Consider the following 17,755-nt stretch of genomic DNA (forward strand, 5'->3'; position numbering starts at 1 on the left):
ACTTTGACCACGCTGTGTGGATTGATCGGGTTACCGTCCGCTGAGACTGACAGAATGTGAACCATCGGGGGCGGTGTGGTGTCAACCAGTTGAGCTGGATCGACTACCGCAAGTCCGCTATTCATCGACGCCCAGACCCGGCCCAGTGGATCCAACACTAAAGACCTCTGCCGCTTGATCCCCCCCACGCTCCGCAGGCCGTCATCGACCCCATATTCGCGCAGGTCGCCATCCCTCAGAACGCCAGCCAGAAGCCGATCGCGATTGACCCGCACAACTTCGTTCGAAGTGACTACCCAAAGCCACCCACTCGGGTCCTGCACTACTCCGAAGACTTGCCCATGCAACGCCTCGGAAGGTTGCCGAGGAGTTCTGATCTCGCCCGCGCTACGCAGAGCAAGACCTGCGGAGGTGCCGATCCACAGCACACCTCCCGCGTCCTGCTCCAGACAGTTCACATCATTACTGGGCAACCCGTCGTTAACCGTATAGCTTCGCCAGCGACCGTTGGCGAAGGCACTTAAGCCATCAGCCGTTCCAAACCACATCGTTCCGTCGGCGTCTTCCAGAATCGAATTGACGGTATTCGATGCCAGCCCATCCTCGCGGGAATAAGTTGTGATGCGACCACCCTGGAGCTTGCTGACGCCACCGCTCAAAGTCCCAGCCCAAACCGTGCTGTCGCGACTCTGGTACACGGAATACACGCTGTTCCGGGCGAGCCCTGCGGTGTAGCTCTCCACTGCGAACCTGCCGTTTTGCGAATACAAGTGGGTGAGTCCGCCTTTTTGTCGCCCGAGCCATAAGCCGTCTTTGCCACCGGCAATGGAATAGACAACGCCAGTGCCCAGCCCTCCCTCAGTGATGCGCCCTCGCTCTTCCCGGTCGAGCCAGTAAAGCCCACCCTCGATGGGGGCAAACCACGTGCGGCCTTCTGAATCCACGAAGACCGGCCCGATGTGGTCAGACGGGAGACCCTCCGCGCGTCCATACGTCGCGAAGGGGTTATCGCTCAGCCGTTCGATCCCCCAGGGGCCTCCGCTCCACAGATTTCCCTCACGGTCTTCAAACACGACATTGACGACAGAAGGTGGGTTCTTGTCGAGTTGCAGTTCGGCAATTCCATGAGGGTTGACACGCAATAAGCCGGCTCTGGTTCCCACCCACAGATTGGACTGCCGATCCTTCAACATCGAAATTGCCCAAGCGCTGCGCAACACCGGAGGCACTCCATCGACCGTGATCTCGCTTCCATTCCATCGCACCACGCCGGCGTCCGTTCCGATCCACACCTCCTTGCCGATGGCGAGCAAAGAGTTGATTTTGCGACTTGGCAATCCCTTGCTTAACCCGGTCACGCGCCCGTGATCGGCGTAAAACAGGCCTGCCTCCCGGGTCCCCAGCCAGACCTTCCCATCGGAGGATTGCGCCAGCGAGATGATCGGAGAAGCTGGCAGGGCTGAAACTGGTACAAGGGTTTCGAAGCGTCCCCCGGCAAATCTCAAGGTGCCGTTGGTCAGCCCGGAGACTAGAACAGCTCCGTCAAGCGACTGAGCCATCGCCGTAATCGCGAGTTCCCTGGGCTGTAGGGAGCGGAGTATGTTGTCAAAGGTGCCTTCGGAATATCGGAGCAAATTTCGCTCCGGCAATCTCACCAACAGATTTCCCTGAGCATCGACTGTAAGTCCCAGAACTTGGGCGATGGGGAGAGAGGGCGAACCCGAGTCCGCCATGGGGCGAAAAGTCAGCCCATCGAAGCGGAAGAGACCTTTGTCGGTTCCAATCCACAGATAACCGTCGCTGCTTTGCGTGATGGCATAAACTTCGCCATGCAAACCGCGGTCACTCTCCCATCGTTCCCGAACATACTGCGAGATGAGGCGCTCGGGATCGAGAGCGTTTGCCCGAGGAATGCATGCAGTCACCAGCACTGCCCAAAGACACAGGCGTGCAATTCGCCGAATCATGGCAGATACTCGAACCGTTCAATCACAACTTCAGCCGCCTCTTTCAGAAGACGCGGTCCCCGCTGGAAGTCGTAGAGATTGATGCGGAACTTCTCATCGCCTGGCACAGGCGCGGTGGAAGCGAAGACATGCTGGGCGACGAACGGCTCGCTCTGTGCGCTTGCATTGCCGCGAGCGGTAGTCAGCGTCACCTTTCCAGGCTCCCAACGGACCTGGTGCGTGAGGGTTCCTGGGGGCGCAGTGAACCAGACTGTGTTTTGACCCACGTAGGCCGGCTGAACCACATAGCGCGCGTTCTTACCGGAGGGGTCACCCCAGCGGCTGATCTCGATGTCCCATTCTCGCGGATTCCTGTCTGCCGACGCCGCTCCGATGTCGCTAAGCGTGTACATGGCAAATACTGCCGCTGGATCGAGATTGGAAACGTCGCGCACAATCATGCGGTAGGTTCCGTAGCCCAGGCTGCGATTGAGGATCACTTGTGCGCAGGTCCAATTGCCCGGCGCTCCTGTAATTCGAAGATGTAATAAGCCGTTCGCGTCCGTCCAGACGTTGGATGGATCGTACAGATTAGTGCCGCCGCGATCGCTGGGCGCAGCCCGAACCGTCCACTCGTACCCACTGAAGTTAATGGTGCGATGCGTCTCACGGGAGGGGCTGCTGCCAGGTACTACCGCGACCGCCATCACGTACCCGTCTTGCCTGGGCAACGTCGGCGATGTTAGTGAGGGCTGATACCGGGAATCGACCAGGGCCGCGGCGTACTCGGTTCCAAGATGTGTATGGGATTCCCACGTGGAATCCGGCCGAATCTCTGTCAAGAGCCGGCCCTGCCGCGGCTCCGCCCACCACACTTTACTGTGCGCAAATACGGCAATCTGCTGTCCAGGCTTCGCCCCGCTTACCCGCCCCGCAATGACGTCCATTGTGTCCGGCCCGCCCTTGTCGGCGGGTGGAACCCTGGTGAACTCGATCCTTGGCGTTCGCGATGAGCAAGCAGGCAGTAGAAGACAGACTAGACCGGTCAGGAAGGCCCGCCGAGAGATTTTTCCCGCACTACCTAGCCGGAATGACAAACGATGTGGCATAACCGACCTTCGATAGATCTGGAGCGTGTACCTGGGAGGACTTCAATCTCCGACCCGGGCTTAGCCTAAACATTCCAACAGAATTGGCACCCTACAATGCCTGGCCAGGGAGGGTACCTCGTTTCTCTTCTCACGGAGAGTGCCCTTTTGGGGCGTTTGCTCGGGGCGGGTGTGTGCCATGCCCACAGCTTGACACAGGCAGGCAAGATTGGCCAGCGCTTGTGGATTTCAAACAGCACCACTGCCGGTTTCCGAATCTCCCTCAGGGACGAAATCCAGTTCTGTTATACTAAACAAGACGCTTTTGCCACGGTTTGCTCGTTACGCGGTGGTCACTTCTTTAGACCAGATTCATCTCCGCCTTTCCTGCCCGCCGTATTATTTGCGTGAAATTTAAGAATCAAAATGTGAGCGGTATCGCGGCTCTCGACGTGTGTCAGAGTGTGCGCGACAACTCGCTCCTCCAGAAAGAAACAAAGTCAAAATGACCACATTTTCGGAACTGCCCCTGTCGCATGCGTTGCAGCGGAAGCTGGCGGCGGCTCAATTCACCAACCTCACTCCTATCCAGGAACGTGCGATTCCTCCTGCTCTTGACGGACGAGATGTAATCGGCACGGCCCAGACTGGCACGGGCAAGACCCTGGCGTTTCTCATCCCGCTTATCGAATTACTTGACCAGGAGCCTGTACGCTCTACAGTCGCTCTGGTCTTGCTGCCGACGCGCGAACTAGCGATGCAAGTTCACGAGCAATACGAGCAATTGCGCACGAAAAACATGCACAAGGCGGCTCTCATTATTGGTGGAGTATCCGAGAAGGCGCAGATCCAAAGTCTGCGCGCCGGGTCGAAACTGGTGATTGCTACTCCCGGGCGGTTGCAGGATCTCATGAATCGGAAATTTGCGAATCTGCGCGATGTCAAGCTACTCGTGCTTGACGAAGCCGACCGCATGTTGGACATGGGATTCTTGCCGGCGATCCGGCGGATTCTGTCGGCCTTGCCGAAGCAGCGCCAGACGCTGTGTTTCTCGGCCACGATGGAACAGTCTGTGGCGGGCCTGGTGAATGAGTACATGCGCAATCCGGTTCGGGTCGCCCTGGGTTCGGTACTCAAGCCCGCCGAAAGCGTACAACTGAAGGCCTACGAAGTGCGACCGGGAGAGAAAATCGGCTGCCTCCTACAACTACTGCATGCAGACAAGGGCCAAACGCTGATCTTCACACGGACCAAACGGGGCACCGAGCGACTGGCGAAGGAACTTGTGTGCGACGGCTTCGCGGCCGCCATGATTCATGGCGATCGGTCGCAATCTCAGCGCAACGAAGCTTTGAGCGGGTTTCAGGAAGGTCGTTTCCAGGTGCTCGTCGCGACCGATATTGCAGCACGTGGTCTGCACGTGGATGACGTAGCCCATGTCATTAACTACGATGTGCCCAAAATGGCGGAGGACTTTATCCACCGAGTCGGCAGGACAGGTAGAGCAGGACTCCAAGGGCGCGCCTCGACCTTGGCGGCAGGAGCCGAAGTGCTGGAACTGCGCCAGATCGAACGCACTCTCAAGTTAAGAATGGAACGCATCCAGACTGACACGACAATGGCGGCGTTGCCGAGGCGAGTGATTCAAAACACGCTAACCTCGCGGACTCTGACGGCTTTGCCGGGAGAGGTATTTGTATAGAATCGCAAATCTTGTTGCCGGGGCGTCGAGCTCCGGCAACTTGCAAGCGTCAGGTTACCTGTTTGGAACTTTCATGATTCGCGGCGCGAGTCCTTCGCAAACGAACCTTCTTTCCGGGACTTTTTCCGCGCACGCTTCCGCGCCAAAGCCTGTTTCACTCGGCGCTTTTCGCCCGGCTTTAAGTAGTATGAGTGTCGTTTCACTTCCTTGATGATGTCTTCCGTCTGGACCTTACGTTTGAATCGACGGAGCGCATTCTCTAAGGATTCGCCCTCTTGCAATCGAACTTCTGCCATACTCAGCCTCCTACACTAGGTTTCGGCGATACGCAGCCCGCATGCGCCGACGTTTTGGTTGCGAAATCTGGTTGCCAGGGCATTAAGCCACTGGCAGTCCTGCAATCACGAGTCACTGCCGACGGGGGCACCAGGAGTCGACTCTTCCGTCCTATCCGCTTCCTCTCGACCAACATTGAATAGCGCTGCTTGCGCGGCGGCATGTTCGCGCAGTTCGGCCATCTCATCCATGCCGCCCTCCAGAGGTTTTTCCTGTTTTCGTTGGCTCCTGCGCTCGGCTTTGTCCCGTTGTCTCTGTTGCCGTGCGTGTTCCTTTTGGCGCTTTGTAAACGTTGATCGGCCTTTTGGCATACCTATCCCTCAGATATTCTTTGTTCATCGCCGACAGGCATTGGCAGCCTGACCGGAGCTTCGAAAATTACCAGCGCGGTTCGCGCGGCTGCCGCGGATGGCCGCGATAGTCATCTCGTCCTCGACCGCCTCCACCGCCAAAACGACGGCCGCCACTCCGTGGACGCTCGGACTTGGGTTTGGCTTCGTTGATGGTCAGTGTCCGTCCACCCAAATCGCTGCCATTCAGGGCCGCGGTCGCTTTGTCGGCTTCACTGGCATTGCTCATTTCGACGAACCCGAAACCGCGGGAGCGGCCCGTATCTCGATCGGTCACGAGTGTGATCTTTTCGACTGCGCCATGCGCCTCGAAGATATTTCGCAGATCGGCTTCAGTTGTACTGTGCGGCAGATTTCCAACGTAAAGGTTCTTCATTGCAATTCCTCTCTCAGTGAAGCATCTAAGCCGGTCGGTATCGGGGTTGGTTTCGATGGACGTCCTTCGGAATCTCGTGGCGGAGCGGAGAGCGTAGCTTCGCGCTGCGCCTGCGAAGTGTCAACGAGCAGCACTCGCTTCTTCTTGACTGCATCGGGAATGGGTGCGGAGAGCTGTAACGCCGGAAGCAGCAGGGTGGTCATGCCGACACCGACTGTGGCTGCGCGCGGACTGTAGTGTCCGCTGACTGACGTGCCTTTGCTGCGCGCTTCAGCAGTTCCTGGGTGCGCTTCCGCCGAGCGATCTTCTGTTTGCGTTCCCGGTTGAATCTGGACTTGTCTCCGTTCCGTGCGGACATGGTGAACTCCTGAAATGATGAGGGTTAGCCAGTTCTTGGGTGCGTAGCATCTGCGGTTAACCGGGATCCGATTGAACGCAATGTGAGTTCTGCGGACAGAAACGGACCGATCCAAGGATTACGCCTCTCGATCTCTCAATCGCGAAGGCGCGGTGTGCTCTGGCGTATCTTCGAGGTTAAGTGTTCTCAGTATATCGTGTCTGGGATCATTCCTGCTAAAAAGCTACGCGCCGAAAGCAGCGAATTGCGTTCGACTGGTACCAGCCTTATAGAGCAGCTCTCGACTACTGGAAGGATGTGCCGCAGTAGAAGATCTGATATCCCCGCAACATCAATGCAAGCCAAACTGTTAGAGCTAAAATTAAAGAACAGGCGTGAAACAGCCTCGCTCACTTGGGAAGCGGTTGAAGCCCGAGGTTTCTCCGAAGACCTTTAGATTGGCATCCCACGATGAGGCGGCAAGATCAGTTGCATAGAGGGACGAAGTTGACGGAGAGATCAGGAAGCCTCGCTGACGATCTGTTCGGTGGTCGGCACCCAACCAGTCACGAACGGATGACGGGACTGCCTTGGGATGCTTCATACCGTCGCGACGAGCCTGCTCCTTGGGATATCGGCGGGCCGCAGCCAGCGGTGGTGCGTTTGGCGTCCGCAGGCGGAATCGCCGGAACGGTGCTCGATGCAGGCTGCGGAACCGGCGAGAACGCTCTTTTCGTCGCCTCGCTGGGATTGTCAGTTCTGGGCGTTGACGTAGCTGAAACGGCCCTGGCAATCGCCCGCGAGAAGGCGGCCGGCCGTGGGGTCGAGGTTGAGTTCGCTGCAGCGGACGCGTTGCAGTTGGAGCGTTTGGCGCGCAAGTTTCGGACGGTGCTGGACTGCGGATTGTTCCACACCTTCGATGACCTCGACGAACGAAGGCGATATGCCGCGAGCCTGGCGTCAGCAACCGAGCACGGTGGAACCCTGTACGTATTGTGCTTCAGTGACGAGGGTCCCGATACTGGCCCGCACCCCATTCGCCAGGAAAAACTAAGAGGGGTGTTCAAGCCCAGCAGCGGTTGGAATATCACCTCGATCGAGGCGGAGCGCATCGAGACGAGAATGCATGTCAACGGCGCACCGGCCTGGTTCGCGACAATCAAACGGATATAGACTGATTGGACTGGTGGTGGTGATTTGCCCCCTGCAGTGAGGATTGCCCTGTTCGCAACAGTTGACACCAGCTGGGCGTTTCGCCGATCTCCTCTCGGCTGCTGCGCTCCCTCGCCACGGGCCAATCAGGCTGCTTCTGATGCTTCGGCACGACGCATGGGCGCCGGCGGTACGACGACTTCAACCAGTCCGGTCGCCACGTCATAAACGAGACCGGAGATACGCCACTTGAACGGCAAAGCAGGAATCGCCCGCAGCGCAGCAACGTCGGCGGCTACCGCCGCACGGGGATCAGTGACTGCTTTTGTTCTGAGTTCAGCTTCCTGTATCTGAAAATACTTTGCCAGCTTATCGGTCTCGCCCGCGAGGCGAGTAATGCCGCAATCGGTGTGTTGTAGCACGATGATTTGAAAATCCCCGCTGCCTCCGGGATTCTCTCCTGCAACCTCACCGATTCGCCCGAGTAGACCCAACTGCTCCAGCAATCCAGGCGTGATTCGACCGCCGATGTTACGCATCACGACGGCCTCGCCCGGTTTCAATCCAAATACATGAGCCGGGTCCACACGCATGTCAGCGCAGCCGATGATGATTGCCTTTACATCCGGCAGCGCCCGCGGAAGCGAAGGCATCAGTGTGCCCGCAGCAGATTGCTGAGCGGCATAATCTTTGTTGCGTTGTAACAACGAGTTGAAATGATCCATATTGATCTCCCTTCGAGATGTTTTGGTGAGGATTTGCTCAAATCGCTTTGAGTCGCTAACCGATTGTCGAACTCGGCGAGCGGAGCTCGTTCATGCCCTCCGCCAAGGCGCTGTAAAAGTCCTCGACAATTTTGAGGCTAACTGGCGCTCAATATCAATGTGACTACCAATGATTTGTGCGAAAGCCAATCGGTTTGCAGTTCCGGCGGACGCACGGCAGGCAGTCAAAAAGGTGGAAGATTTACTGAATGGTCCCAAATGGTCCCAAGTTTCGGAAATCTCGAATTTGGGATCGTCGCTAATTCAATGAAAAGCTTGGGAAAAGTTGGTCGGGGAGAGAGGATTTGAACCTCCGACCCCCTGGGGCTCAGCTGCGAAAGCAGGGCCCAAACCACGATGTGGGGGCCTTGACTTGCCGACAACCAGCCCGCACGGAAGCTACTTCGACTGGTTCGGAGCTCCTACCAATATCGTCGACTACGCTGTCAGTGGTTCGAGACGGTGACTGAGAAATCGGGCGGAGTGCCCAGGTTCAAGTGGGCGATCCGCCATGCACCACCTGCGTTGCTCCACAACGCACTACCCCGGAAGATGGCTGGTTTGTCCCCGATGTTGGTGCGAAATTGGTATTCGACCCAAATGACGTCGCCAAAAACGTGATAGAAAGAGGGCTTGGCCGAGAGTTGTGCGCGCCAGTGGTGAGACGGGTACCACTGTCGAAAGAATTCCATTAAACCTTCTCTTCCGTGGAAATCTCCCGCCTCGCTGAAGACCGCGACGTCTGGGTCGAAGCAGTCAGAAATTGCAGCTTCGTCTTGACGATTGAAGGCCCCTTCACAGGTTGCGATTCGCTCGTCCAATCTCTTCAACCTGCTTTGCGTTGCCTCTGCATCGAAACGCAGTCGCGGCGTGTGATCTCTGAGGTCGACAACGGCACCCATTTTGCGCAGCAGATCGATTCCCAAGATTCCATCAATTTGGCGGCCACAAGCGCGACCGATGCCGGAAAGATCAACTGCGGGGAGGACAAGGTTGTGAAAATGGCGATCGCCCACGCTTAGATCGTTGATCGTTACTTGTTTACCCTTGGCGTCCGCGGTTCCGCTCCAGGAGGTTAAAGGAATTGTTTTCGCCTCTCCAGTTGCAAACGAGCCGATGTTCAAGACTGAGGTCGCAGCGGTGTCGACCAGAAAATGAAATTTCAATCCGGAGACCCGTACTTCCACAACCGGCAAAACGTCGCATGTCACGATGGCAATCTCTTGAGCCGAAATCGAATCAGCAGCCAGCGGCATGACAACGAGAAGTAGCAAAGAGCGGAGCATGGATTCTCAGGGGCGAAATGATATCACAAAAACGAACGTTCGTGCTATTCTAGTGTTTGCACTACACTCATGACGTGGCCCCTAAAGCGAAACCTGCTGCAGTAACGCGGAAGAAGACCGGCGACAAGGGTGAGCGGACGCGCGAGAGCATACTTCGCGTGGCGGTCGACCTGGCTTCCCTGGAGGGTCTCGAGGGGCTTACGATCGGCCGGCTTGCTAGTGAGTTGAAAATGAGCAAGAGCGGCCTATTTGCGCACTTTGGTTCCAAGCAGGATTTGCAACTGGCGACGGTGGCGATGGCAAGTGAGATCTTCAAGGACAAGGTGGTCTTGCCGACCCTGGCGGAACCGAAGGGAATGCCCCGCCTATGGGCATTATGTGAACGCTGGCTGAGTCACGTTGAAAACAAGGTGTTTGCCGGAGGGTGCTTCTTTACGGCAGCTTCGTTCGAGTTCGACAGCCGGCCCGGGCCGGTACGCACCGCAATCGTCAAGGCTATGAGCCTGTGGCTCTCGACGTTGACGCGCGCCATCGAGGAAGCTCAAAGGATCGGTCACCTCAAGGGTGATGTAAAGGCCAATCAACTTGCGCTGGAGATCTATTCCATGGCCGTGGGCGGCCATTGGGCGTCTCAATTGCTGGGGCAGAGGACTGCACTCGCCAATGCGCGGGAGACGATCCGTACCCGCTTAGATTCCCTTTGCCTGACCGAGCAGAGCGCGAGATGAGCAGCGAAAATCGTAAGGCTGCCAGTCAGTTGACGAGCCCAGTTCCCGCTGCGGGTTCTGAGGCAAAACGGGACGTCAGAATCCTTGTGCAGCAGTAAATAATTTTCCTGATGGAGGTAGACGATGATTGCACGGCATTGGCGGGGATGGACAACACTCGAGAATGGAGATGCGTATGAGAACCACCTTAAAGGAAAGGTACTTCCGGCATTGAAGAAGCTTTCTGGCTATAGAGGAGGATACATTCTTCGCAGAAATCTACCCGAGGAGGTGGAATTTGTCGTGATTAACCTGTTTGATTCCATAAAAGATGTCCAAGCCTTCGCCGGAGAGGACTATTCAGCTTCGAAGTTCGAACCGGAGGCGAGACAGCTCTTGGCGAAGGTTGAGCCGCTCGCATTTCACTACGAAGTTTGTGGCAGTACCTTCTGACTTCAACAAAGACCAATCATTAGTAACTTTCTTTTGGGCGGGCCGAGGCTCAATGGATCGCCAGCAAGTGCCAACGGATGATCCGAGCAAGCATCGCGGTTTACGCCGCACGAACTGAGTCCAGCAGAGCCTTAGCAGACCATGCATTCGAGTCTGATGGGGCGCGTCGGCCTGCGTCCTGAGGTAATCCGCGACAATATGGGCCACTCGACGATTGACGTTACCCAGAACGTTTATGGGAAAAGTTGGTGGGAGGAACGGATCGATGCCGTGACTAGAGCAGCGGCAGCGGTCTTTGGGGATCAGAGTGAGTCAAATTTCGGCGTCAAAGGGAGCCCAATGGGAGCCCCAAATGGCGGCGGGAAGCTTGTAACTCATTGAAGGATTGGTCGGGGAGAGAGGATTTGAACCTCCGACCCCCTGGTCCCGAACCAGGTGCTCTACCAGGCTGAGCCACTCCCCGATCTTCTGATTAGTGCCTGTAGTTTTAGTAGTTTACGCTGCCCGCTCAATTGGCGCAACTAGGGGGCCTCGTTAGGACTGTCAGACCGGGTTTCCCGCCAGTTGAGTTTGTTTGGCCCTGCCCATTGGTCCCCTTTTTTGAAAAAGAACAACGCGAGTCTTTGGGCAAGAGCTCGGCAACAATTCCTCATCTCGACAACAATTTTTCGTCTCGATAACAATTCCTCATAATGTGCTGGGGCCGGGCAGTTGTTAGTCTGGGCGAAGTCCCCGCCGCCGGAGTCTCCATTGCTAGTGATCCCTTGATGGGCAGGGTAGCGCTGCCGTTATTCTTCAAGCTTAGCGAAGGGAAACTTTCATTTCCTATCGTTTGCTCTCAACCGCGAGGATCAACGGGATCAGGCACAGATGCGACCGCAGTTGTTGGTGCTCCTGGTTTCCCGAACCGAAAATCTGCCGCTTCACAACATTTTCCGCCCCCTTGTAAGCAATCACTTACATCTATATACAGGGTGTAGGCTGTCAGCCGAATTCAGGATGTCTGCGAGCATTCGTTGGGGATGTGGCTTTTTTCAACCGACCGACTCATCCTCGACAGGGGCGAATGCTCCGCAGGAACAACGGAATGGCGGAGCGACCGGCGGCCGCGGTCACCGGCTACGCGGCCGAAAATTCTCTTGGGGCGTTGGTTGGCTACTGCAGGGAATCATCGTGGGCCACCCCGGAATCGTCGTTCGGGATGCTAACGTTGATTCCGTCAAGAGAGGGAGATAGTGCAAGGCGAGCGATGCAAATTTCATTTGTTCTTGCAGTACTTCTACCGGTGGTCCTGTGATTTGCTCGGCGGATTGCCGGCCACACTGATTGCCTTGCTAACGCTGGCGGCTGGTTCCTCGGCCCAGACGGCTACTCCATCGACAGCCTCTCCATTCGGCACCACCTCCACCAACATCCAGGGCCTCAACGTGAATCTTGGCGCGCTGCAGTCAAACCAGAGTCCCTTCCAGGGAAGCATTCCCACGGGACAAGTGCAGCCAGGCGTGATCGAGTTAAGCCTGCGCGACGCGATTGACCGCGCCCTGAAATACAACCTGGGTTTGTACGAATCCGACCAGGAGCGTGATGCCGCCCGCGCTGCCCGGCTGAAGAATCTCGGCGACCTACTTCCTAACATCGCCGCCCACACTTCCGAAACCGTGCAGCAGATCAGTTTGGTAGCTCTGGGACTGCCGCCAACCAGCGGTTTCCCTCCGATTGTAGGTCCGTTCAGCGTCTTCGATGTGCGCGCCACCATGACCGCACCGCTTTTCGACCTGCAGGCCATTAATAAAGTTCGCTCAGGCACAGTGAACCAGCGGGCCAGCCAGCTCGATTACAGCAATTCTCGTGAACTCACTGTTGTTGCGGTAGGTATCGCCTACGTACAGGCGTTGGCAGCAGGAGCGCGCGTCGATGCAGTGCAGGCGCAGCTGCGCACGGCGGAAACCCTGTATCGGCTGGCTTCCGATCAGAAGAGTGCGGGTGTCGCTCCGGCTATCGACGTCCTACGCGCGCAGGTGGAGATGCAGTCGCAGCAACAGCGGCTGGTCGCAGCCCGCAACGATTTTGACAAGCAGAAACTGCAGCTGGCGCGCGTGATCGGCCTGCCCACGGGACAACAGTTCACGCTGACGGAGAAGATTCCTTACCAGCCCCTGCCGCCCGTCACGCTGGAGGATGCGCTCACCCGTGCATATAACGACCGGCCGGATTATGCCGCCGCCAAGGCCCGGTTGCGCGCTGCCCAGCTCACCCGCGAAGCGGCTACAGGGGAACGAATTCCCAGCCTGCACTTCAATGCTGACTATGGCGACATCGGCAGAACGCCGGGAAATTCCCATGGCACCTTCTCTACTGCCGCTTCGCTTGAAGTTCCCATTTTCCAGGGCGGCAGAATCAAGGGCGACATCGTGGAAGCCGACGCCGCGCTCCGCCAGCGTGAGGCCGAGGCGGCCGACCTTCGCGGACGCATAGAGTACGAAGTGCGCGCCGCGTTTCTCGATCTGCAGGCCACTGCCGATCAACTCAAGGTTGCGCAGAGTACGCTGGGCTTGTCGCAAGAGACACTGGTTCAGGCGCAAGACCGCTTTCGTGCCGGCGTCACCAACAATATTGAAGTAGTGCAGGCGCAGGAATCGGTGGCCACCAGCAACGAAAGCCTGATCAGCAGCGAGCTGGAATTCAATTTGGCCAAGCTTGCTTTGGCGCGATCGCTGGGAACAGCCGAACGCGCCACCAAGGAGTATCTGGGAGGAAAACCATAGTGGTTGACCCGCGAGAAGAGTCCAAGACTGCAACTGGCACGGTAGAAACCGAGCCGTTGCGTGAGCCATTCCCAGAGGAGGTCGAGGAACCGTCGAAGTCTGCGCGCGCTAAGACATTCTTCCGCCGCCATCCACGCGCGAAATGGCTCTTGATGTTTTTGGTTCTGCTCGTGTTGGCGCTGGGAGTTTATCTCTGGCACTACTTCTCCATTCGCGAAACCACCGACGACGCGCAAATCGACGGCCACATCGGCCCCATCAGCGCGCGCATCACTGGCACCGTCATCGATGTGTACGTGGATGACAACTACTTCGTGAAGGAAGGCCAGTTGCTGGTCAAGCTCGATCCACGCGACTACGAAGTGGCATTACAGCGGGCCGAGGGAGATCTCGCTGACGCGCAAGCTACCGCGCGGGCGGCCGAGATCGGGGTGCCCATCAACACCACCACCACTTCCAACCAGGTCCGCACCTCTCAGGCGGATGTTAATGCCGCTATGAAGGAAGTGGAGTCCGCCCAGGCCAGGGTTAATGAAGCCCAAGCCAATTACAACAAGGCCGCGCAGGACCTGAAACGCTTCGCGGTTCTCGTGGCCAAGGATGAAATCTCACAACAGCAGTACGACGCTGCTGTAGCTGCCGAACAGTCGACCCTCGCCACTCTGGAGGCCAATCGAGCTGCCGTAGCTACGGCCCAAAGCCGCGTGGCTCAGGCCGAAGCAGGATTGAGAACATCCTTAACCGCTCCGCAACAGGTCGCCGCAACCAAAGCCCGTGCCAGCGCCGCCTGGGCGACGGTCAAGACCCGCGAAGCTGCCGTTGCTCAGGCACAACTCAATCTGCGATACACCGAAATTCGTGCTCCCTTTACCGGCATTGTAAGCAAGCGTAACGTGGAGCCCGGGCAGGTCATCCAGGCGGGACAGCCGCTGTTCTCCATTGTCAACCTGGCCGATCTCTGGACTACCGCCAATTACAAAGAGACCCAGCTGAAGAACATGCGGGTGGGACAGGCGGCCAGAATTCACGTCGATGCCTTTGACCACGATTTCAAAGGCCACGTCGACAGTCTCGGTGGCGCCACCGGGGCGCGCTTCAGCCTGCTTCCGCCGGAAAACGCCACCGGCAACTACGTCAAAGTCGTGCAACGCGTCCCGGTGAAGATCGTATTTGAGAAGGGAGAAGATCTGGAACACCGCTTGCGTCCCGGCATGTCCGTCGAGGCAACCGTCATCACAAAATAGTCGAACCTATCGATTGTCATCATGAGGCCGCCCCCCAGCGGCCGAGGGATCTGCAGTTTGTTTCCGGCGTCTCTTATGGCCTACTGATTGCTGTTCCTCCGAGGCAATCGTCATCACCCAAATAATTTTCATAAATAAGTAGTGTGACCGTCGTTACGGAAATGGAGAAGGGAAGCCACTACAAATGAAGTAATGGCCACCTCCACTTTTGAGGCTCCGCAGGCGACCCGCTATGTGAATCCCTGGATCATAGCGGTATCCGTGATGCTGGGAACCTTCATGGAGGTTCTTGACACCACGGTCGTCAATGTGTCGCTGCCCCACATCGCGGGCAGCCTCTCCGCCAGCGTTGACGAAGCCACCTGGGTCTTGACTTCTTATCTCGTCTCCAACGCCATCATCCTGCCCATGACCGGGTGGCTGGCCAACCACTTCGGCCGTAAACGCATTCTGATGATCTCCATCGGCGGCTTCACCGCTGCCTCGGTCCTGTGCGGCCTGGCCCCTAATCTTCCGGCCCTCATCCTTTTCCGCGTGATTCAAGGAGCCACCGGCGGCGGACTGCAACCGCTTTCCCAGGCGATCATGCTCGAGGCTTTTCCTCCCGAGCAGCGTGGCCGCGCCATGGCATTCTGGGGATTGGGGATCGTGGTGGCGCCAATGCTGGGTCCCGTCATGGGCGGCTGGATTACCGAGAACTACAGCTGGCGCTGGGTGTTCTACATCAATCTGCCGGTGGGGGCCCTGGCTTTGCTGATGTCCACACTCTTTGTGTTCGATCCCCACTACATCTCGCGCCGCGCCAGCCGGGTGGACTTCTGGGGCATCGGACTGCTGGCCATCGGCATGGCCTCGCTGCAGATCATGCTCGATAAGGGTCAGGAAGACGACTGGCTCGGTTCCCGCTTCATCCGCTATCTACTGATCGCAACCATAATCGCTCTCACCTGGTTCATCATCAATGAACTTGTGGAACGCGCGCCGGTGGTGAATCTGCGAGTGTTTCAGAATCGAAGTTATGCCACTGGCGTCTTCCTCATGACCGTGCTGGGCTTCGTGCTTTACGGCAGCACCGTTCTGATTCCCATTTTCCTGCAGACTTTGCTCGGCTATTCCGCCCTCGACGCCGGATGGGCCATGCTGCCCAGAGGACTCGGCTCGTTCCTGGCTATGCCCGTGGTCGGCATCCTGATGTCGAAGGTCGAGCCGCGAAAACTGTTGGCGTCGGGACTCACCGTGGCTGCGTTTTCGCTGTGGCGGTTGTCGCAGATCAATCTCAATGCCGGATACTGGGACATCTTCTGGCCGCAATTCATTCAGGGCACCGCCATGGGATTCCTCTTCGTCCCCCTGACCACGATCACCCACGACACGATTCCCAAAGAGCAGATGGGAAATGCCACCTCCATCTTCAACCTGATGCGCAACATCGGAGGCAGCGTTGGCATCGCCACCGTCACCACGCTGGTTGCTCGCCACGGTCAGAGCAATATCAACATTCTTGGCGCCCATGCCAATCCTTACAATCTCTCGGCCACGCTCATGCTGCAGCGGGCCCGGCAGATGTTCATGTCCAAGGGCATGGATTACGTGACCGCCACCCGCCAAGCCTATGCCGCCATCTATGGCATGGTGCAGCAGCACGCCGCCATGCTCTCCTTTATTTATGCGTTCCGTTTTCTGGCGATCTTGTTTGTGTCGGTAATGCCGCTGATCCTGCTGATGCACCCGCCCCGTCACCGCAGCAGAGGCGTTCCCGCCCACTGAGATTTCATGTGGCGCGGACACTCCTGTCCGCGCCTTGCTGGTGACTACTGACTGCTCACTGCCCTTTGCTAGAATCTCTCCTCCACCGAGTCGCCGATTGCAAACCATCCTCACGGCCGCGTCCCTGTTCACACCACTCGACCTGGTGCGGCAGCCGGTCGTTCTCGTCGAAGACGGCAAAATTCTCCAGGTCCGCTCACGCGAGAACGCGGAAATTCCGCCCGGTGTTCGCCTGCTCGATTTTGGCGAAAACATCCTCGCTCCAGGATTCATCGACATCCACATTCACGGCGGCGCCGGCCACGATGTCATGGAGAGCGACTTCGCGGCCCTTCCTGCCTTGGGGCAATTCCTTGCCTTTCACGGTGTCACCAGCTACTGCCCCACCACCGTCACCGCGCCCATCGACCAGACGCTGCGCGCGCTTGAACGGCTCGCATCCGCCATTGAAAAGCCGGCGAACGGGCACGCCCGACCCATCGGCGTACACCTGGAAGGGCCCTTCATCAGCCACGCCAAGCGCGGTGTCCATCCACCCGCATATATAAAGGATGGCTCGCTTGAGCTTTTTCAGCAGTTTTGGAACGCGGCGCGAGGCCAGGTCTCCGTCCTCACCATTGCCCCGGAAATCGCGAACGCCATCGAAGTAATAGCCGAAGCCGCCCGACGTGGGGTCTGCGCAAGCATCGGCCACTCCAACTCCACTCTTGAGGAGACGAATCGCGCACTCCAGGCCGGAGCACGCCACGCCACCCACACTTTCAATGCCATGCGCCCGCTCGATCATCGCGAGCCCGGCATCCTGGGCGCAGTTCTCGCCGACGACCGCCTCACTGCCGATATTATTGCCGACGGCATCCACGTCCACCCGAAAGTGATCGAGCTCTTTCTCCACAGCAAGGGACCAGGCCGCGCCGTGCTCATCACCGACGCCATCAGCGCCACCGGCATGGGCGATGGGCGTTTTCGCCTCGGTTCGCTGGAGGTCGAAGTCAAGGGCGAGCGCTGCGAATCGGAAGGCCGCCTCGCCGGCAGCGTGCTGACCATGGACCGCGCTGTTCGCAACATCACTACATTCACGCCCTCTACCCTCCAGACCGCCGTCCGCCTGGCCACACTCAACCCCGCGCGCGTGCTGGGAATCGGCGACCGCAAGGGCATCCTCCAGCCCGGCGCCGACGCCGACCTCGTCGTCCTCACCCCAGCAGGCGAAGTCGTCCAAACCATCATCGGCGGAATCGTCTGACGAGGGCTCAATAGGTGAAGGGGGGTACCGCACTCTTCTGCCTCCTTTTGGCGGAGGGTGGGATCGGCTGACTGCCGATTACTGACTGAGTGCTGAGAACCTATCTCACTAATGTGGCTCCTGAATAAATGCTTGCTTCGCGAGTGAAGTTGAAGCAAATGAAAGGCATGGCTGATCTCACGGATGCGCAATGGGAATACGTCAGGCCGTTTTTGGAGTGGGAACAACAACAGAGA

Annotated in this window: 16 protein-coding genes and 1 tRNA gene; 8 read left to right on the forward strand and 9 right to left on the reverse strand. The window is 57.8% G+C overall.

The features are described from left to right. Together VEG30_16065 and VEG30_16070 are read right to left on the reverse strand one after the other, a co-directional pair. Positions 1–1,967, reverse strand: a 1,967-nt coding sequence (locus VEG30_16065; protein ID HXZ81445.1) for a two-component regulator propeller domain-containing protein, incomplete at its 3' end; no start/stop codon positions are given. Beyond that, on the reverse strand, positions 1,964–2,893 hold the full coding sequence (locus VEG30_16070) for a hypothetical protein (protein HXZ81446.1): 930 nt from the start codon (positions 2,891–2,893) through the stop codon (positions 1,964–1,966). The genes VEG30_16065 and VEG30_16070, both read right to left, overlap by 4 nt. Positions 2,894–3,539: 646 nt before the next feature. On the opposite strand from VEG30_16070, the gene VEG30_16075 reads away from it, so the two are divergent. Then, the gene (locus VEG30_16075) at positions 3,540–4,736 is read left to right on the forward strand and encodes a DEAD/DEAH box helicase (GenBank protein ID HXZ81447.1); all 1,197 of its coding nucleotides are present in this window, start codon (positions 3,540–3,542) and stop codon (positions 4,734–4,736) included. 71 nt (positions 4,737–4,807) lie between these two features. Here the strand turns inward: VEG30_16075 and rpsU are convergent, their stop codons facing one another. The 4 genes from rpsU to VEG30_16095 all read right to left on the reverse strand — a co-directional run bounded on the left by rpsU (position 4,808) and on the right by VEG30_16095 (position 6,156). Further along, complete coding sequence (gene rpsU, locus VEG30_16080; GenBank protein HXZ81448.1) at positions 4,808–5,032, reverse strand: 30S ribosomal protein S21; 225 nt, start codon at positions 5,030–5,032, stop codon at positions 4,808–4,810. A gap of 418 nt (positions 5,033–5,450) precedes the next feature. Further along, positions 5,451–5,798, reverse strand: a complete 348-nt coding sequence (locus VEG30_16085; protein ID HXZ81449.1) for an RNA-binding protein — start codon at positions 5,796–5,798, stop codon at positions 5,451–5,453. After that, positions 5,795–6,001, reverse strand: a complete 207-nt coding sequence (locus VEG30_16090) for a hypothetical protein (GenBank protein ID HXZ81450.1) — start codon at positions 5,999–6,001, stop codon at positions 5,795–5,797. Before VEG30_16090 ends, VEG30_16085 begins: the two co-directional genes overlap by 4 nt. Beyond that, on the reverse strand, positions 5,998–6,156 hold the full coding sequence (locus tag VEG30_16095) for a hypothetical protein (GenBank protein ID HXZ81451.1): 159 nt from the start codon (positions 6,154–6,156) through the stop codon (positions 5,998–6,000). Before VEG30_16095 ends, VEG30_16090 begins: the two co-directional genes overlap by 4 nt. Before the next feature lie 555 nt (positions 6,157–6,711). Here VEG30_16095 and VEG30_16100 point away from each other — a divergent pair. After that, on the forward strand, positions 6,712–7,308 hold the full coding sequence (locus VEG30_16100) for a class I SAM-dependent methyltransferase (GenBank protein ID HXZ81452.1): 597 nt from the start codon (positions 6,712–6,714) through the stop codon (positions 7,306–7,308). A 125-nt stretch (positions 7,309–7,433) separates the two neighbouring features. Here the strand turns inward: VEG30_16100 and VEG30_16105 are convergent, their stop codons facing one another. Together VEG30_16105 and VEG30_16110 are read right to left on the reverse strand one after the other, a co-directional pair. Then, positions 7,434–8,012 carry a carbonic anhydrase gene (locus VEG30_16105; GenBank protein HXZ81453.1) on the reverse strand — a complete coding sequence of 193 codons (579 nt, stop codon included), beginning with the start codon at positions 8,010–8,012 and terminating at the stop codon, positions 7,434–7,436. 485 nt (positions 8,013–8,497) lie between these two features. Further along, positions 8,498–9,337, reverse strand: a complete 840-nt coding sequence (locus VEG30_16110) for a nuclear transport factor 2 family protein (protein HXZ81454.1) — start codon at positions 9,335–9,337, stop codon at positions 8,498–8,500. A gap of 74 nt (positions 9,338–9,411) precedes the next feature. On the opposite strand from VEG30_16110, the gene VEG30_16115 reads away from it, so the two are divergent. Next, positions 9,412–10,065 (forward strand): TetR/AcrR family transcriptional regulator, encoded by a 654-nt coding sequence (locus VEG30_16115; protein HXZ81455.1) that lies wholly within the window; start codon positions 9,412–9,414, stop codon positions 10,063–10,065. 123 nt (positions 10,066–10,188) lie between these two features. Further along, positions 10,189–10,497 (forward strand): antibiotic biosynthesis monooxygenase, encoded by a 309-nt coding sequence (locus VEG30_16120; protein ID HXZ81456.1) that lies wholly within the window; start codon positions 10,189–10,191, stop codon positions 10,495–10,497. Positions 10,498–10,883: 386 nt separating this feature from the next. Here the strand turns inward: VEG30_16120 and VEG30_16125 are convergent. After that, positions 10,884–10,960, reverse strand: a tRNA-Pro gene (locus tag VEG30_16125). A gap of 847 nt (positions 10,961–11,807) precedes the next feature. On the opposite strand from VEG30_16125, the gene VEG30_16130 reads away from it, so the two are divergent. The 4 genes from VEG30_16130 to nagA all read left to right on the forward strand — a co-directional run bounded on the left by VEG30_16130 (position 11,808) and on the right by nagA (position 17,519). Beyond that, a complete protein-coding gene (locus VEG30_16130; protein HXZ81457.1) occupies positions 11,808–13,262 on the forward strand; it encodes a TolC family protein in 1,455 nt (484 codons plus the stop codon). Then, positions 13,262–14,506: an HlyD family secretion protein gene (locus tag VEG30_16135; protein ID HXZ81458.1), complete on the forward strand. Its 1,245-nt coding sequence runs from the start codon at positions 13,262–13,264 to the stop codon at positions 14,504–14,506. The genes VEG30_16130 and VEG30_16135 overlap by 1 nt, the downstream gene beginning before the upstream one ends. 192 nt (positions 14,507–14,698) lie before the next feature. Then, positions 14,699–16,273 carry a DHA2 family efflux MFS transporter permease subunit gene (locus VEG30_16140; protein ID HXZ81459.1) on the forward strand — a complete coding sequence of 525 codons (1,575 nt, stop codon included), beginning with the start codon at positions 14,699–14,701 and terminating at the stop codon, positions 16,271–16,273. A gap of 97 nt (positions 16,274–16,370) precedes the next feature. Further along, positions 16,371–17,519 carry an N-acetylglucosamine-6-phosphate deacetylase gene (gene nagA / locus VEG30_16145; protein ID HXZ81460.1) on the forward strand — a complete coding sequence of 383 codons (1,149 nt, stop codon included), beginning with the start codon at positions 16,371–16,373 and terminating at the stop codon, positions 17,517–17,519. Positions 17,520–17,755 lie beyond the last annotated feature (236 nt).

Source organism: Terriglobales bacterium (assembly GCA_035624455.1).
GTDB lineage: Bacteria > Acidobacteriota > Terriglobia > Terriglobales > Acidobacteriaceae > DASPRM01.

Bases quoted from the DNA above. Each gene is read 5' to 3' on its own strand.
- VEG30_16090 (HXZ81450.1), bottom strand. From the start codon at position 6,001: ATGACCACCCTGCTGCTTCCGGCGTTACAGCTCTCCGCACCCATTCCC.
- VEG30_16095 (HXZ81451.1), bottom strand. From the start codon at position 6,156: ATGTCCGCACGGAACGGAGACAAGTCCAGATTCAACCGGGAACGCAAA.
- rpsU (HXZ81448.1), bottom strand. From the start codon at position 5,032: ATGGCAGAAGTTCGATTGCAAGAGGGCGAATCCTTAGAGAATGCGCTC.
- VEG30_16120 (HXZ81456.1), top strand. From the start codon at position 10,189: ATGATTGCACGGCATTGGCGGGGATGGACAACACTCGAGAATGGAGAT.
- VEG30_16075 (HXZ81447.1), top strand. From the start codon at position 3,540: ATGACCACATTTTCGGAACTGCCCCTGTCGCATGCGTTGCAGCGGAAG.
- VEG30_16110 (HXZ81454.1), bottom strand. From the start codon at position 9,337: ATGCTCCGCTCTTTGCTACTTCTCGTTGTCATGCCGCTGGCTGCTGAT.
- VEG30_16070 (HXZ81446.1), bottom strand. From the start codon at position 2,893: ATGGACGTCATTGCGGGGCGGGTAAGCGGGGCGAAGCCTGGACAGCAG.
- VEG30_16100 (HXZ81452.1), top strand. From the start codon at position 6,712: ATGACGGGACTGCCTTGGGATGCTTCATACCGTCGCGACGAGCCTGCT.
- VEG30_16140 (HXZ81459.1), top strand. From the start codon at position 14,699: ATGGCCACCTCCACTTTTGAGGCTCCGCAGGCGACCCGCTATGTGAAT.
- VEG30_16105 (HXZ81453.1), bottom strand. From the start codon at position 8,012: ATGGATCATTTCAACTCGTTGTTACAACGCAACAAAGATTATGCCGCT.
- VEG30_16085 (HXZ81449.1), bottom strand. From the start codon at position 5,798: ATGAAGAACCTTTACGTTGGAAATCTGCCGCACAGTACAACTGAAGCC.